Origin of the sequence: Agromyces sp. NPDC058136 (assembly GCF_042884375.1) — a bacterium.
Taxonomy (GTDB): Bacteria; Actinomycetota; Actinomycetes; order Actinomycetales; family Microbacteriaceae; genus Agromyces.
On sequence record NZ_JBHVUA010000002.1, the window covers coordinates 578,541 to 593,424 of the forward strand.

Below are 14,884 nucleotides of genomic sequence, written 5' to 3' on the forward strand. Positions count from 1 at the left end.
CGTGACGGCGTCGGCCGTGAGGCGTACGCTCGGGCCCATGGGCATCCCGCAACGGTTCTCACTCGTGACCCTCGGCGTCGCCGACGTCGAAACGGCCACCGCGTTCTACCACCGGCTCGGTTGGCGCGAAGCGCGTTCCTCGGTCGCCGGCGAGATCACCTTCTTCGCGACCCCGGGCGGGGTCGTCGCCCTCTGGGAGACGGCGGAGCTCGCGAAGGACGCGGCGCTGCCGACGTTCCACGCGAACGCCCCCGGCTTCAGGGCGGTCGCGCTCGCCATCAACCTCGCCTCGCGCGAGGAGGTCGACGACGCCGTCGGCGACTGGGTGCTCGCCGGCGGTTCGATCGCGAAGGCCGCGGCCGAGACCGAGTGGGGCGGGTACAGCGGCTACGTCGCCGACCTCGACGGCAATCTCTGGGAGCTCGCTCACAATCCGGGTTGGCCGCTCGACGAGCGCGGCCTGCCGCAGCTGGGCTGAGCGCCCGACAGCACGGGCGAGCGGGCGGCGCGAGCGCGTGGCATCCCGAAATGGCCCGGTCAAGGGCACCCTCGCAGCGCATCTACACTGGAGACCGTGAATTCAGAGGAAACCGTCGACGTCGTTCTGATCGGCGGGGGCATCATGAGCGCGACGCTCGGCTCCCTCATCTCCCAATTGCAGCCCGACTGGTCGATCCGCGTCTACGAGCGTCTCGGCGAGGTCGCGCAGGAGTCGTCGAACGCGTGGAACAACGCGGGCACCGGTCACGCGGCGCTCTGCGAACTCAACTACATGCCCGAGAACGCCGACGGCACCGTCAGCGCGGCGAAGGCCGTCTCGATCAACGAGCAGTTCCAGGTGAGCCGCCAGTACTGGGCGTACCTCGTCGAGCAGGGTGTGCTGCCCGAGCCGCACAACTTCATCAACTCGACCCCGCACATGACCTTCGTCCGGGGCAAGGCGAACATCGAGTACCTGAAGAAGCGGGTCGCCGCGCTGAAGGACGAGGCGCTCTTCCCCGACCTCGAGTACACGGAGGACCTCGAGCGCATCGCCGAGTGGACCCCGCTCCTCGCGAAGAAGCGCAACCCGAAGGCGCGCGTCGCCGCGACCCGCATCGCCGCGGGCACGGACGTCGACTTCGGCGCGCTCACCAAGTACCTCATGCAGGGCATGGCCGCCGGCGGCGCGTCGATCCAGACGAACCACCACGTCACGTGGCTCAAGCGCCAGAAGGACGGCACGTGGAAGCTGCGGCTCCGCCACACCGTCGGCAACACCCCGAAGACGGTGCGGGCGCGCTTCGTGTTCGTCGGCGCCGGCGGCGGGGCGCTCGCCCTCCTGCAGCACTCGGGCATCCCCGAGATCAAGGGCTTCGGCGGGTTCCCGATCTCGGGCCAGTTCCTGCGCACCACGGACCCGAAGATCGTCGCCCAGCACCAGGCGAAGGTGTACGGCAAGGCCGCCGTGGGCGCTCCGCCGATGTCGGTGCCACACCTCGACACCCGCGTCGTCGACGGCGAGACGGCGCTGCTCTTCGGCCCGTATGCGGGCTTCACGCCGAAGTTCCTGAAGACGAGCACGTGGTTCGACCTGCCGTTCTCGATCCGCCTGCACAACATCTGGCCGATGATCCAGGTCGGCCTCAAGAACTTCGATCTCGTGAAGTACCTCGTCGGCGAGCTCATGGCGAACCGCGAGAAGAAGATGCAGGCGCTGCGGGAGTTCATGCCCACGGCGAAGACCGAGGACTGGGAGCTCATCACCGCCGGTCAGCGCGTGCAGGTCATGAAGAAGGACCCTGAGAAGGGCGGCATCCTGCAGTTCGGCACCGAGGTCATCACGGGCGCCGACGGCACGATCGCGGGCCTGCTCGGCGCCTCGCCGGGTGCCTCGACGGCCGCGCCGATCATGCTCGACGTGCTGTCGCGCTGCTTCCCCGACCGCATGGCCGAGTGGGAGCCGAAGCTCCGCGAGATGATCCCGAGCTACGGCACCGAGCTCTCGAGCGACCCCCCCGTCGCGGCCGCGTCGCTCGCGGCGACCGCGAAGGCGCTCGACCTCACGGCCTGAGCGTTCCCGCCGGTCGAGGAGCGCCGCGCGAAGCGCGACGCGTCTCGAGACCATTACCGGTTTCGCCTCGGATGCCCCGCCCGTGCTTGCACACCGGCGGGGCATCCTGCTATGGTCGTCCACGCTATGAAGTGAGTACACCCCCTCGTCCCGCGCCTGAGGCGCCGTTGACGTCGGGTGTGCACACGGTCCTGATCGACCCGTGCTGATCGCGACAGCGTTCGCGCGCACCCACGCCCGGCAATGCCCGGCGGGATTCATTCCGCTCCCGAACGGTCGCCGCATCCGCAGCGAACTGCGCGGGCCGGGCTGTCTCCGATGACGCCCCGGCACCGCCGGTGCACCGTCGGACCGCGTCGTCGCCGTGGCATCCGGCGGCCGTTCGGGGGCTTTCGCGGAAGGCGGCCCCCTTGGCTGTGCACCTTTCCTTCTCTGACCATCTGCGCGTCGACGGCCTGTCGGTCGCGTACTCGGATCGCCGGGTCTTCGCCGACCTCGGCTTCGCCGTGCCGCCGGGCGAACGCATCGGCCTCATCGGCGAGAACGGCGTCGGCAAGTCGACGCTGCTGCGAGTCCTCGCAGCAGCTGCGCGGGCGGATGCCACGACGGGCGAGCCTCTCAACGGGGCATCCGTCGACGGGGCGATCGTCGGCGGGCGCATCACGCGACCGCGTCGAACCGGGCTCCTCCTCCAGGAGGTGCCGTTCGCACCCGACGAGCGCATCGACCGGGTGCTCGAGCACGCTCTCGCCGGGGTGCGTGCGATCGAGCGCGAGCTCGACGAGGCGGCGGCCGGGCTCTCGCTCGGGGCGAGCGGCGCGGGCGACGCCCGCATCGCCGCCGACGCCGCGTCCGCGCGCTACGCAGCAGCCCTCGACGCAGCCGAGCGCGCCGAGGTCTGGACGGCCGAGGCGCGACGCGACGAGCTGCTCGACGGGCTCGGTGTGGCGGGGCTCGGACTCGATCGCCGCATCGACGAGCTCTCGGGCGGGCAGCGTTCGCGCTTCGCGCTCGCGGCGCTGCTGCTGTCGGCGCCCGAGGCATTGCTCCTCGACGAGCCGACGAACCACCTCGACGACGCTGCGGCCGAGTTCCTCGAAGGCCGGCTGCGCGCCTGGCGGGGTCCCGTGCTGTTCGCGAGCCACGACCGCGCGTTCCTCGACCGGGTGGCGACCGGACTGCTCGACCTCGACCCGGGGCAGCACGGGGCGTCGACGGTCTTCGGCGGCGGCTTCAGCGAGTTCCTCGGGGTGAAGGCCGACGAGCGCTCGCGCTGGCAGCGCCGCTACGAGGACGAGCAGCAGGAGCTCCGGCGTCTCCGCGAGACGGTCTCGGGGTCGGCGCGCAACGTCTCGCACGGTCGCGCGGCGACCGACAACGACAAGTTCCTCAAGTACTTCAAGGGCGAGAACGTCGAGCGCTCGATCGCCCGCCGGGTGCGCAACGCCGAACTCCGGCTCGCGACGCTCGAACGCGAGCAGGTGCGGAAGCCCCCGGCTCCGCTCGAGTTCGCGGGCATCCCGTCCGGGTCGCACGCCCTCGAGGAGTCGAGCGGGTTGCTCGTGCAGTTCGACGACGTCGAGGTCGCGGGCCGCCTGCGGCTGGGCCGCCTCCGGCTCGGCCCGCTCGCTCGGCTGCTCGTCACGGGCGCGAACGGCGCGGGCAAGTCGACCCTGCTCGGGGTGCTCGCAGGCCGGCTCGCCGCCGACGGCGGTTCGGTGCTGCGGCGCAAGGGCCTGCGGGTGCAGCTGCTCGAACAGGACGTCCGCTTCGCCGACGCGCTGGCGTCGCCGCGGGCGCTCTACGAGCGTGCGCTCGGCGAGCGTCGTGCCGAGCAGGTGCCGCTCGCGGGCCTCGGGCTCATCGCACCGCGCGATCTCGACCGACCGGTCGGGGCGCTCTCGGTCGGGCAGCAGCGCCGGCTCGCGCTCGCGCTCGTGATCGCCCGGCCGCCGCACGTGTTCCTCCTCGACGAGCCGACGAACCACCTCTCGCTCGCGCTCGCGACCGAGCTCGAGGAGGCGCTCGGCGGCTACCCCGGCGCGGTCGTCATCGCGAGCCACGACCGGTGGCTGCGCCGCCGCTGGGCGGGGGAGCGGCTCGAGCTGCACGCGGGCGCCGAGGTGCCCGCCGCAGTCGGGTAGGGCGGCGGGATGCCACGGGCACGCCCCGTGGCATCCCTCGCCCTGCTTGCGCGAGATTCGAACATGTGTTCGAATGTCAGGGTGAGATGGAGCGGGCAGGAGCTGGGGGTCGACCAGGTCGACGCGCTGCCCGGTCTCGCCCGGCTCAACAACCTCGTGCGTTCGGTGCAGACCCCCGAGTTCGCGGGCGTCACCTTCCACGAGGTGCTCGCGAAGTCGGCCCTCAACCGGGTGCCCGGCCAGTCGATGATGCCCTTCGGGTGGACGATCAACCCCTACCGGGGCTGCAGCCATGCTTGTGTCTACTGCCTGGACCCTGCGACGTCGATCACACTCGCGGACGGTCGGTCGAAGCCTTTGTCGGCCATCGAGGTCGGTGACGAGGTCATGGGCACGCGCGTCGTCGGCGATCTCCGGCGATACGTGCCGACCACTGTGCTCGCGAAGTGGTCGACGACGAAATCCGCGTATCGAGTCCGGCTCGCGAACGGCACGGAGATCATCGCGAGCGGCGATCATCGGTTCCTGACGGAGCGCGGCTGGAAGTATGTGACCGGCGCGATGATCGGCCGCGCGCGCCGCCCCCACCTCACACTCAACAACTCGTTGATCGGGTTCGGCGAGAGAGGAAGGAGAGCAGCCCCGTCGATCGAATCGTCCGAGTATCGCTCTGGGTACCTCACCGGAATGATCCGCGGCGACGCGATGATGCTGCGTCGTTCGTACGGCCGGGCGGGCGGAGGTTCATACCTCGCCCACAGGTTCCGGCTCGCGCTCGCGGACGAGGAAGCGCTGAGCCGTTCGCGTCGCTACCTCGATGCGATCGGAGTCCATACGACGACGTTCCAGTTCGCGCCTGAGACGCCGACGCGTCGAGAGATCACGGCGATCCGCACGTCGAAGGCCGCTGACTACTCGGCGATCCTCGGGGCGATCGCTTGGCCCGAGTCGCCGAGCGACGAGTGGCTCGCGGGGTACCTCGGCGGCGTCTTCGATGCGGAGGGCAGCTGCTCTCGTGGAGTGCTCCGGATCAGCAACTCCGACGAGTCGATACTCGCGATGATCGAGCTCGCTCTCGATCGGTTCGAGATCCCTCATGTTCGTGAGAAGGCTCGTGCCAACGGCGTCGCGGTGATTCGTGTTCGTGGAGGCCTCAACGCACGGAACAGGTTCTTCTCGATCAGCCAACCTGCGATCAGCCGCAAGCTCGCGCTCGCCGGCGCCGCCGTCAAGACGACGGCCGACCTCGGGGTCGTCGCGATCGAGCCGCTCGGGGTCGAGCTCGAGATGCTCGACATCACGACGTCGACGGGTGACTTCATCGCGAACGGGGTCGTCAGCCACAATTGCTTCGCCCGGCCGACGCACAGCTACCTCGACCTCGACGCGGGCGACGACTTCGATCGGCAGATCATCGTGAAGGTGAACGTCGCCGAGGTGCTGAAGCGCGAGCTCGTGCGCCCGTCGTGGCGGCACGAGCCGGTCGCGCTCGGCACGAACACCGACCCGTATCAGCGCGCCGAGGGTCGCTACGAACTCATGCCGGGCATCATCGACGCGCTCGCGACGAGCGGGACCCCGTTCAGCATCCTCACGAAGGGCACGCTGCTGCGCCGAGACCTGCCGCTCATCGCGGCGGCCGCCGAGCACGTGCCCGTCGACCTCGCGATGTCGATCGCCGTGCACGACCACGATCTGCAGCAGTCGATCGAGCCCGGCACTCCGTCGACCAAGGCGCGCCTCTCGACCGTCACCGCGGTGCGCGAGGCGGGGCTCGACTGCGCGGTGTTCCTCATGCCGGTGCTGCCGTACCTCACCGACACGCGGGCGCACCTCGACGAGGCGTTGCGCCAGGTGAAGGCGGCGGGGGCCACCAGCGTGCTCTACGCGGCGCTCCACCTCCGCGGTTCGGTGAAACCGTGGTTCATGCAATGGCTCGAGCGGGAGCACCCTGAGCTCGTGCCGAAGTACCGTTCGATGTACTACGGCAACAACGCCTACGCCCCGAAGGAGTACCGCCGCTGGCTCGCGCAGCGCATCCACCCGCTGATTCGCGCCCACGGGCTCGAGCGGGGCTTCGAAGACCCGGTCACCGGCGGAATCCGGTCGACCGCACCCGAAGCGGACACGCGGTGGGTGAGACCCGGCCGGGCCGCGCAGAGCGCGCGCTCGCGAGACGCGGCGAGCCCGCGGCATCCGGCCCTCGAACTGCCCGCCGAGCTCGGTGCGCTCGCCGACCCGGCCGCCCTCTTCTGACGCGGACTGCGTGAAAGGGTGCGCGCGCCGTGCGTGAAGATGCGCGGAAAGCCACCGGACTGAGATAATTCGCTGAGTCCGATCGGCTCGCGAAGGTCGGGCGCTGCTCGCGAGTGGAGGTTCACGATGAGCCTGGGGTTGCCGGGGCACCTCGCCCGCGACAGTCTGAGTCGCTCGCTCGCGTTCGCAGGGCACTGCGCCGCATTCGCGTGCCTGACGATCACGATCGTCGTCAGCCTCCTCGTCGCAGCAGTCGGCGACTACCCCGGCGGGTGGATCGGGGCGGGGCTCGCCGCAGTCATGGCGCTCGCGCTCGGCGCGGCCGCCGTGTTCCCGACGGTCACGCTCACCGTCGTCGCCCTCGTGGTCGGCACGGGGACGACCCTCGCCTACACGATGCTCGTCATGGAGCCCATCGGTTTCGCGACGACCAACAATGCGCTGCTCGCCCTTCCGCGCATCGCGCTGCTGCTCATCGGCGGCGCAGGCAGCGGGTCGCTCATCGCGATCGTGTGGGCCTCGCTCGGGTACGCGCTCGGTGAGGCGGCCACGTTCCTCGGGGTCGCGATCGTCGGGGGTGCCTACGCGCCGAGCACCGCGGCCGCCGCCGCATTCGGCATCCTCGTCGTCGTCCGACTCTTCGACGGCATCTCACGGCGCTCCGACCCTCGCCAGGAGACCGGACTGCACCGCGCGAGGCAGCAGACCCGCGAACTCGCCATCCGCCACGACTACGAACTGCGCGCGACCGCGCGACTGCACGACACCGCGCTGAGCCACCTCGTCGCGATCGCCGCGGCAGGGTCGGGTGCCGTCGACGAGCGGCTGCGCGCCGGGATCCGTCAGGACCTCGGGCTCATCGTCGGTCGCGACTGGGCGATCGACCACGCGGGCCAGCCGGCCGCCGACGGTGCGCGGAGCGCGGGCCGGGTCGCCGAGACCGCGGGCGACGCGGGTCGCCGTCAGTCGGCGCGAGGCCGGAGCCGGTTCGCCCGCCGCAGCGCGACCGGCCTCATGGCCGGGCCGGCGGCGAACGCCGAACCGGTCGAACCGTACCGCACCGGTGCGTCGATGCTCGTGCAGTCGTTCACCGCCGCGGCGAACGCGGGTCTCGAGGTGCGGGTCACGGGCGACCCCGAGATCCTGCAGGTGCTGGGGCCGGTGCGCGCGGAGGCCCTCGACGCCGCCGTCGCGCAGTGCCTCATCAACGTCGCCCGGCATGCGGGCGTGGCTGAGGCGGAGCTCGCGCTCGGGCTCGGCGGCGGCGAGGTGACGATCGCCGTGATGGACAGCGGCGCCGGTTTCGACGAGAGCGAGGTGCCCGACGACCGCATCGGCCTGCGCACCTCCATTCGTGCACGCATCGAGCAGCAGGACGGAGCCGTCAGGCTGTGGTCGACGAAGGGGATCGGCACGACGATCGTGCTCACCGTGCCGGAGGGCGGCGCATGATGCGGCTGACGCAGCAGGAGGCCGATCCGATCGGCGGAATCACTGCGGCCCCGATCGTGGTGATCGGGGCCGCGCTCTCGGTCGGCAGTGCCGTCGCGCTCACGTGGGTGCACCGCAGCGAGGTGGTGTCTCCCGCCGCGGCCGTCATCGCGATCCTCCTGGTCGCCGCGGCCGGGGCGGTCGCGGCGATCTCGTCGGCGCCGTCGCGGGCTCCCTTCACCGCCGAGCGGCTGTGGCTCGTCGTCACGCTCGCCGTGGGCGCGGCGATCGCCGAGTACATGAGCACGGTCGGCTCGAACAAGTACCTCTACGACGATTTCGGCCCGGTCGTGATCGGCATGCTCATCCTCTCGGTGGCTCCGTACTGCACGTGGGTGTCGCTCGCGCTCGCGGGCGTGCTCGCCTCGATCGTGCTGTCGATCCTCGTCGTGGGGGCGTCGAGCTACATCGCCGCCGATGCGCCCGTGGGCGCGCTCGTGGCGGTGAACGCGGCGCCGGTGATCGCGCTGGCGGCCGCGGCCGCCGGGTATGCGTACGCGATCGTCGCGGAGACGCTCGCATGGCAGCGCGAGGCGAATCGCGCGGCGCTGCACCGCGACACCGAGTTGCGCGCGGGCATCGCCCGATCGGTGCAGCAGAGCCGCGTGTCGGTGCTCGGGCGCGAGGTGCTGCCGTTCCTCGCGGGGGTGATGACGGCCGAGCGCATCACGGTCGCCGAGGCCGACCGGGCCCGCGAACTCGCCGAGGAGCTGCGTCGAGCGCTCCGCGCCGGCCTCGAGTCGACCTGGCTCGACGATCTCGCGGCGAACCTCCGGCTCGCGCGCGGCAGCGAGACCTACGTCGACGACCCCGCCGGTGCGGCGGATCTCCTCGACGACGACCAGCGTTCGGCGCTCACCGCGCTCATCACCTGGCTCGCCCAGCCCGCGCGTTCCGAGCGGGTCACGGTGTCGCTCGTGACCGATCTCGACGGGGGCCGGATCCTCATTCTGGCCGCCCCTGAGGGCCGTCCGCCGGCGAAGCGGGAGATCGATCGGTTCGTCGCGGTGGCCCGTGCGGTTTCGTTGGGTGCCGAATCGGCGATAACGCGCGAGAATGTAAGAGTGGAGTTGAGTTATGTCATCGACTGATGTGCCGGGCGCGCGGTACCGCCTCGCGATCCTCGACGACCACAGCCTGATCGTCGACGGTCTGGCGCGGTGGTTCGCCGACGGTGCGCCCGAGTTCGACGTGGTGGTTGCAGCGACCTCGTGGATGGATCTCGTGCGGAGCCCCGAGTTCCCGGTCGACCTCGTCCTGATGGACCTCCAGCTGCCCGACGGCGTTTCGATCGAGGCGCGGGTGCGGGCCTGCCGCGCGGCAGGTGCCCGCGTGATCGTGGTGACCGCGCTCGACGACGACGAGTCGCGCGAGCGCTGCATGGCCGCGGGTGCCGCCGGCTTCGTCTCGAAGACGCTGCCGGCCGAGGTGCTCGTCGACTACGCCCGCAGGGTCATGCGCGGCGAACGGCTGCCGCGCCCCGTTTCCCGTCTCGGCGCCTCCCGCGGCGACGAGTCCCGGGTCGGTGCGCCGGTTGCGACGATGTCGGGAGTGCACCTGAGTCCCGCCGAGGAGAAGGCCCTGCGGTACTACGCACAGGGCCTCAGCACGCTCGAGGTGGGCCAGCGCATGGACGTCGGGTACGAGACCGCGAAGACGTATCTGCGGCGGGTGCGTGAGAAGTACGCGAAGGCCGGCCGTCAGGCGAGCCGCAAGGCCGAGCTGATCCGGCGTGCGGCGGAGGACGGGTTTCTCGAGTAGATGGCGAAGCTGTATTTCCGTTACGGAGCGATGAACTCCGGCAAGTCGACGGCGCTGCTGCAGGCGGCATTCAACTACGAAGAGCGAGGCCATCGCGTGCTCCTCGCGAAGCCTGCGGTCGACACGAAGGGCGACCACGACATCGTGTCGCGCCTCGGTGTCGTGCGCGAGGTCGATTTCGTGATCGAGGCGGATGCCCCCGTGCTGGACCGCTTCCAGTCGCATCGCACGCGAGTCGTCGAGGAGTCGGGTCGCGACGTGAGCTGCCTGCTCGTCGACGAGGCGCAGTTCCTCACCTCCGAGCAGGTCGACGACCTGCTGCGCATCGCCCTCATCGACGGCATCCCGGTGCTCGCGTACGGCATCCGCACCGACTTCCAGACCGTGGCGTTCCCAGGCAGCAGGCGGCTGCTCGAGGTGTCGCACTCGCTCGAGGAGCTGAAGACGATCTGCCGGTGCGGCCGCAAGGCGATCTTCAACGGGCGCAGTGTCGACGGGCGTTTCATCTTCGACGGCGAGCAGGTCGCGATCGACGGCGTCGAGGTCGAGTACGAGTCGCTCTGCGGCGTCTGCTACCTGCAGGAGTCGGGCGGCGTGCTCAACGGGCGGCACTGAGCCGGTCGGACGTCTCGGGCGCGGGGCGGCCGCGTGAATGGTGCTGGTGCCGAGGACCCATCCGCGTGAAGATTGTGTGGAGGGGGTCGCTGCATGAGCGAGATCGTCGTCGGAGTCGGGGCCGCGCACGGCGCCGGTCTCTCTGCAGTGCGCTGGGCGGCTGAGCGAGCAGCGGCGAACGGTGCGAGCCTGCGGCTCGTGCACGTGGTCGACGACGCGATCGAAGCGAGCGGTGACGCCGATCTCCTGCTCGCGATACTCGACGCGGCCCGCGGATCGCTCGCGACGGCCGCCGACGTCGTGCGCACCGTCGACCCCGGGATCGAGGTGATCACCGAACTCGAGCAGGGCTCGCCGGTCTCGGTGTTCGAGGTGCGTTCGCGGGGCGCGGAGTCGGTCGTGGTCGCGAGCGACTGGCACGGCGGCAGGCGCCCGAGCGTGCGGGGGGTCAACAGCCTGCGCATCGCGGCCGCCAGCCACGCGCCCGTCGTCGTCGTGCCCGACATCGACGTCTCCGCACGATCCGGCGTCGCCGTCGGCGTCGACGGGTCCGACGTCGGGGCTCGGGCGCTCGAGTTCGCTGCGCGCGAGGCAGAGCGCCTCGGGTGCCCGCTCATCGCCGTCCACGCGTGGGATCTCGCGCTCATGGCCGGCGGGGAGTACGGCTACGGAGTCTCCGCATTCGCCACCGACGACCTCGCGCGCGCGGCCGAGGAGGTGCTCGTCGTGGCGCTCGCCCCCCTCGAGTCGACGCATCCAGGCCTCGAGATCGAGCGCCGGGTCGTCGCGGGCGACCCCGTCGGAACATTGGCCGATGCCGCCGCGTCGGCGGAACTGCTCGTCGTCGGAAGCCATGGTCGAGGCGCCCTCGCCCGGTTCCTGCTCGGGTCGGTCAGCCACGGAGTGCTCGCCCGCCTCGAAGCACCGACGGCCGTCGTCCGGTGACGATCGCGCCGGGCGTGCTCGTGCGCGACCGTCCTGCACCCCGGGTCGACGGCATCGACGCGGCACGCGGGCTCGCCCTCATCGGCATGTTCGTCGCCCATGTCGCGCCCGCCGCCGCGACGCCCGAGGCGGCCGAGCTCCTCGCGATCGCCGACGAGCGCCCGCGACTGCTGTTCGCGCTCACCGCCGGCTTCGGCCTCGGGTTCCTCACCGGCGGCACCCGACCGGTCGCCGAGGGTCGGGGCGCGATCTCCCGCCAACTGGCGATCCGCGCGATCATCCTCATCGCGCTCGGCCTCGTGATCGGGGCGACGCTGCGCCCGCTCGTGTTCATCATCCTCGACGTCTACGGCGTCGCATTCCTCCTCATGCTGCCGCTGCTGTTCGTGCCGGCTCGCGTCGCGCTCGTGCTCGGCACCGGCCTGCTCGCAGTGACGCCGGGGCTCGCAGCCGCCGCAGCCTACGATCCCGTGCTCGTCGACGCCCGCGGGGGCGAGTGGGGGCTGGTCCTCGACTGGGCGCTCACCGGCGCGTACCCCGTGATCGTGTGGGTGCCCGTCATGCTGATCGGTCTGGGGCTGGCGCGACTCGGGGCGTCCGAGCCGTCAGTGGTGCCGCGATACGCCCTCGCAGGGGCGCTGACCGCGGTGGTCATGCTTCCGCTCACGAGGGCGCTCCCCGCAGAGTCGGATGCCACGGCGTCGGTCTTCGAGCACGCGGTCTCCGCTTCGGCGCTCGCGCTCGGCAACGTCGGTCTCGGTCTCGTGATCGTCGCGGCGATGGTCCTGCTGACGGCGCTCGCACGACCCGCAGTGACCCGCGTCGCCGGGTGGGTGCTGTCGCCGGTCATCGCCATGGGGGCGATGCCGCTCACGATCTACACCCTGCACCTCGTCGTCATCTCCGCTGCCAAGCGCGTCGAAGGCGGCTTCATCACCGATGACTCGTGGGAGCTGACCGTCGGGCTGATCGTCGGCGGCATGCTGTTCGCCTGGTTCTGGCGGCGATATCTCGGCCGCGGCCCGCTCGAACGACTCCTGCGTGCAGCGAGCGGGCGCAGCAGAACGCGTGGTCTCGATCCGGTCGATCGCACGCCGCCGACCGCATGACCACTCGCCGACGTCACGATGAACGCTCGGTCGCGCGGGCGTGCTCCCGGCATCCGCGGAGCCGCATGCGGGAGAATGGGACTCCTCGGTTCGAAAGGGACGATCGATGCGCATCTCGGTGATCGGCTGCGGCTACCTCGGGGCGGTGCACGCCTCGGCGATGGCCGAACTCGGCCACCACGTCGTCGGCATCGACGTGGACGAGGCGAAGATCGCCGAGCTCGCGGGCGGGCGCCCACCGTTCTTCGAACCCGGGCTCGCCGAGATCCTCACCTCCGCGACGGCGACCGGGCGGCTGCGCTTCTCGACCGACATCGCCGACGCCGCCGACGCAGAGGTGCACTTCCTCGCGGTCGGCACCCCGCAGGCTGCCGACACGCAGGCCGCCGACCTGCGCTATGTCGATGCCGCGTTCGATGCGCTCGTCCCGCACCTCGCCGATGGCTCACTCGTGGTGGGCAAGAGCACGGTGCCGGTCGGCACGGCCGGGCGCCTCGCCGGGCGGCTCGCCGAACGCGCGCCCCACGCCGCCCTCGCCTGGAACCCCGAGTTCCTCCGGGAGGGCTTCGCCGTGCGCGACACCCTCGAGCCCGACCGGCTCGTCTACGGGGTCGGCGACGACCACGCCGCATCCGTGCTCGATCGGGTCTACCGCGCCGCGATCGAGGCGGGCACCCCGCGGATCGTCACCGACTATGCGACCGCCGAACTCGTGAAGGTCGCCGCGAACGCGTTCCTCGCGACGAAGATCAGCTTCATCAACGCGATGAGCGAGATCGCGGATGCCACGGGCGCCGACGTCACCGCCCTCGCCGACGCCATCGGCCACGACGCCCGAATCGGTCGACGGTTCCTCAACGCCGGCGTCGGTTTCGGCGGCGGCTGCCTCCCCAAAGACATCCGCGCCTTCTCGGCACGCGCCGAAGAGCTCGGCAAGGGCGAAGCCCTCGGATTCCTGCGCGAGGTCGACGCGATCAACCTGCGACAGCGGCGACGCGCCGTCGACCTCGCCGTCGCGGCGCTCGGCGGCAGTGTGCACCGCAAGCGCATCGCCGTGCTCGGAGTGACGTTCAAACCCGAGTCCGACGATGTGCGCGACTCGCCCGCGCTCGATGTGGCGGTGCAGCTCAAGGGCCTCGGCGCCGACGTCATCGCGACCGACCCCGAGGGCATCGGCAATGCCCGTGCGCGGCACCCGCAGCTCGAGTACCTCAGCTCGACGAGCGAGGCCCTGCGCGGCGCCGATCTCGTCATGCTCGTCACGGAATGGCGCGAGTACCGTGCGCTCGACCCCGTCGAGACCGCCCGCCTCGTCGCGGGCAGGCGAATCATCGACGGCCGCAATGTGCTCGACGCCGCAGCCTGGCGCGCGGCCGGCTGGGAGTACCGGGGGATCGGCCGCCCCTAGGGGCGCGGTGCGGGCGTACGTGCGATTCCACCACCACACGTACTCGAGGGGTGCCAGCTCGACCTGCTCGACTGTTCACCATGGTCCGTGCTGACGGATCAGTTCGGTCTTGTAGAGGTTGCTCATCGCTTCGGCGAGGGAATTGTCATAACAGTCGCCAACGGTCCCGGTCGATGGAATCGCACCGAGTTTCGACGACCCGGTCGGTGACCTTCCTTCGAGGCCGTGGTGGCGCGGGCGTCGTGCAGGTCGAAGGCGCCGGAGCATCCTCTAGCAGCCGCCCCTTTTCGGCCCGACGATCCAGTCGAGCGGCGCCGGTGGGAGAGGTAACAGCCCGTGGTCTCTGGCGCTCTATTTATCGGCTATGGTTGTAGAGGCCCGAAAGGGCAGCGGGGTGTGGCGCAGCTTGGTAGCGCGCGTCGTTCGGGACGACGAGGTCGCAGGTTCAAATCCTGTCACCCCGACTGTAGGTTGTAGGGCCCGCTGAGGCGGGCCTACAACTTACTCCCGCAGGCTCAGAGCATCCGACCTTGGGGCGCATGCCGGGGTCGCGGATGGTTCGGCTTTGAAGAGCGAGTTGAACGCTTCGGCCATTTCATTTTCATATGAATCGCCCGTGGTTCCGATGGATGCGACGGCGTCGGCTTCAGTGAGCCGCTCGGTGTAGCGAATCGCACGGTACTGCACGCCCATCTCGCTGTGATGGATCAGGCTGGTGATGTCTTGCCCGGCTCGGCGGCGTTCCCAGGCCCATGTCCAGGGCATCCAGGGCGAGGTCGGTGCGCATGTTCGTCGAGGTCTGCCAACCGACCGCGCGCCGTGAGTAGACGTCGAGGATGTACGACGCGTACACCCAGCCGGAATGCGAGCGAATGTCGGTGAAGTCCGCGACCCACAACCGGTTCGGGGCGCCCGCGACGAAGGCGCGCTTGGCGAGACCGGCAAGCTCGGCGATCTCCGCACTGTCGCCGTGCATCGAGCGGGTCGCCTTGTCGCGGCGGGTGCCTCGCTGCCCGGTCTGTCGCATCAACCGCTCGACCGTGCACCGGGCCACCACCACGCCCCCACGATTCAGTGCAGTGTGGATCGTCCTGCGCCGAGG

The 14,884-nt window shown here is 70.7% G+C and carries 12 protein-coding genes and 1 tRNA gene; 12 read left to right on the plus strand and 1 reads right to left on the minus strand.

All coding sequences use genetic code 11. The annotated features are described in order from the left end of the window. Positions 1 to 37 precede the first annotated feature (37 nt). The 12 genes from ACFVTX_RS09005 (at position 38) to ACFVTX_RS09060 (ending at position 14,246) form a co-directional block, all read left to right on the plus strand. Entirely contained in the window at positions 38 to 478 is a 441-nt protein-coding gene (locus ACFVTX_RS09005) for a VOC family protein (protein ID WP_386899256.1), read from the plus strand. A gap of 96 nt (positions 479 to 574) precedes the next feature. Beyond that, entirely contained in the window at positions 575 to 2,053 is a 1,479-nt protein-coding gene (locus tag ACFVTX_RS09010; RefSeq protein WP_386899257.1) for a malate:quinone oxidoreductase, read from the plus strand. Between the two features lie 416 nt (positions 2,054 to 2,469). After that, complete coding sequence (locus tag ACFVTX_RS09015; RefSeq protein ID WP_386899418.1) at positions 2,470 to 4,197, plus strand: ATP-binding cassette domain-containing protein; 1,728 nt, start codon at positions 2,470 to 2,472, stop codon at positions 4,195 to 4,197. 81 nt (positions 4,198 to 4,278) lie between these two features. Continuing rightward, complete coding sequence (locus ACFVTX_RS09020) at positions 4,279 to 6,453, plus strand: intein-containing Rv2578c family radical SAM protein (RefSeq protein ID WP_386899258.1); 2,175 nt, start codon at positions 4,279 to 4,281, stop codon at positions 6,451 to 6,453. 126 nt (positions 6,454 to 6,579) lie between these two features. After that, positions 6,580 to 7,905, plus strand: a complete 1,326-nt coding sequence (locus tag ACFVTX_RS09025) for a sensor histidine kinase (protein ID WP_386899259.1) — start codon at positions 6,580 to 6,582, stop codon at positions 7,903 to 7,905. Then, a complete protein-coding gene (locus ACFVTX_RS09030; protein ID WP_386899260.1) occupies positions 7,902 to 9,035 on the plus strand; it encodes a hypothetical protein in 1,134 nt (377 codons plus the stop codon). Before ACFVTX_RS09025 ends, ACFVTX_RS09030 begins: the two co-directional genes overlap by 4 nt. Further along, positions 9,022 to 9,705 (plus strand): response regulator, encoded by a 684-nt coding sequence (locus ACFVTX_RS09035; RefSeq protein WP_386899261.1) that lies wholly within the window; start codon positions 9,022 to 9,024, stop codon positions 9,703 to 9,705. The genes ACFVTX_RS09030 and ACFVTX_RS09035 overlap by 14 nt, the downstream gene beginning before the upstream one ends. Next, on the plus strand, positions 9,706 to 10,320 hold the full coding sequence (locus ACFVTX_RS09040; RefSeq protein ID WP_386899262.1) for a thymidine kinase: 615 nt from the start codon (positions 9,706 to 9,708) through the stop codon (positions 10,318 to 10,320). A 93-nt stretch (positions 10,321 to 10,413) separates the two neighbouring features. Further along, positions 10,414 to 11,265 (plus strand): universal stress protein, encoded by an 852-nt coding sequence (locus ACFVTX_RS09045; RefSeq protein ID WP_386899263.1) that lies wholly within the window; start codon positions 10,414 to 10,416, stop codon positions 11,263 to 11,265. Continuing rightward, complete coding sequence (locus ACFVTX_RS09050; RefSeq protein WP_386899264.1) at positions 11,262 to 12,374, plus strand: heparan-alpha-glucosaminide N-acetyltransferase domain-containing protein; 1,113 nt, start codon at positions 11,262 to 11,264, stop codon at positions 12,372 to 12,374. The genes ACFVTX_RS09045 and ACFVTX_RS09050 overlap by 4 nt, the downstream gene beginning before the upstream one ends. 106 nt (positions 12,375 to 12,480) lie before the next feature. Beyond that, positions 12,481 to 13,782: a UDP-glucose dehydrogenase family protein gene (locus ACFVTX_RS09055; RefSeq protein ID WP_386899265.1), complete on the plus strand. Its 1,302-nt coding sequence runs from the start codon at positions 12,481 to 12,483 to the stop codon at positions 13,780 to 13,782. A gap of 390 nt (positions 13,783 to 14,172) precedes the next feature. Beyond that, positions 14,173 to 14,246: transfer RNA gene (locus ACFVTX_RS09060), tRNA-Pro, on the plus strand. Positions 14,247 to 14,428: 182 nt separating this feature from the next. On the opposite strand, the gene ACFVTX_RS09065 is transcribed toward ACFVTX_RS09060, so the two are convergent. Then, the gene (locus tag ACFVTX_RS09065; protein WP_386899266.1) at positions 14,429 to 14,842 is read right to left on the minus strand and encodes a DDE-type integrase/transposase/recombinase; all 414 of its coding nucleotides are present in this window, start codon (positions 14,840 to 14,842) and stop codon (positions 14,429 to 14,431) included. Positions 14,843 to 14,884: the final 42 nt, after the last annotated feature.

What these genes read in the sequence shown, in the direction of transcription:
- ACFVTX_RS09005 (WP_386899256.1), top strand. Translation starts at nt 38, where the DNA reads ATGGGCATCCCGCAACGGTTCTCACTCGTGACCCTCGGCGTCGCCGAC.
- ACFVTX_RS09025 (WP_386899259.1), top strand. Translation starts at nt 6,580, where the DNA reads ATGAGCCTGGGGTTGCCGGGGCACCTCGCCCGCGACAGTCTGAGTCGC.
- ACFVTX_RS09030 (WP_386899260.1), top strand. Translation starts at nt 7,902, where the DNA reads ATGATGCGGCTGACGCAGCAGGAGGCCGATCCGATCGGCGGAATCACT.
- ACFVTX_RS09035 (WP_386899261.1), top strand. Translation starts at nt 9,022, where the DNA reads ATGTCATCGACTGATGTGCCGGGCGCGCGGTACCGCCTCGCGATCCTC.
- ACFVTX_RS09040 (WP_386899262.1), top strand. Translation starts at nt 9,706, where the DNA reads ATGGCGAAGCTGTATTTCCGTTACGGAGCGATGAACTCCGGCAAGTCG.
- ACFVTX_RS09045 (WP_386899263.1), top strand. Translation starts at nt 10,414, where the DNA reads ATGAGCGAGATCGTCGTCGGAGTCGGGGCCGCGCACGGCGCCGGTCTC.
- ACFVTX_RS09055 (WP_386899265.1), top strand. Translation starts at nt 12,481, where the DNA reads ATGCGCATCTCGGTGATCGGCTGCGGCTACCTCGGGGCGGTGCACGCC.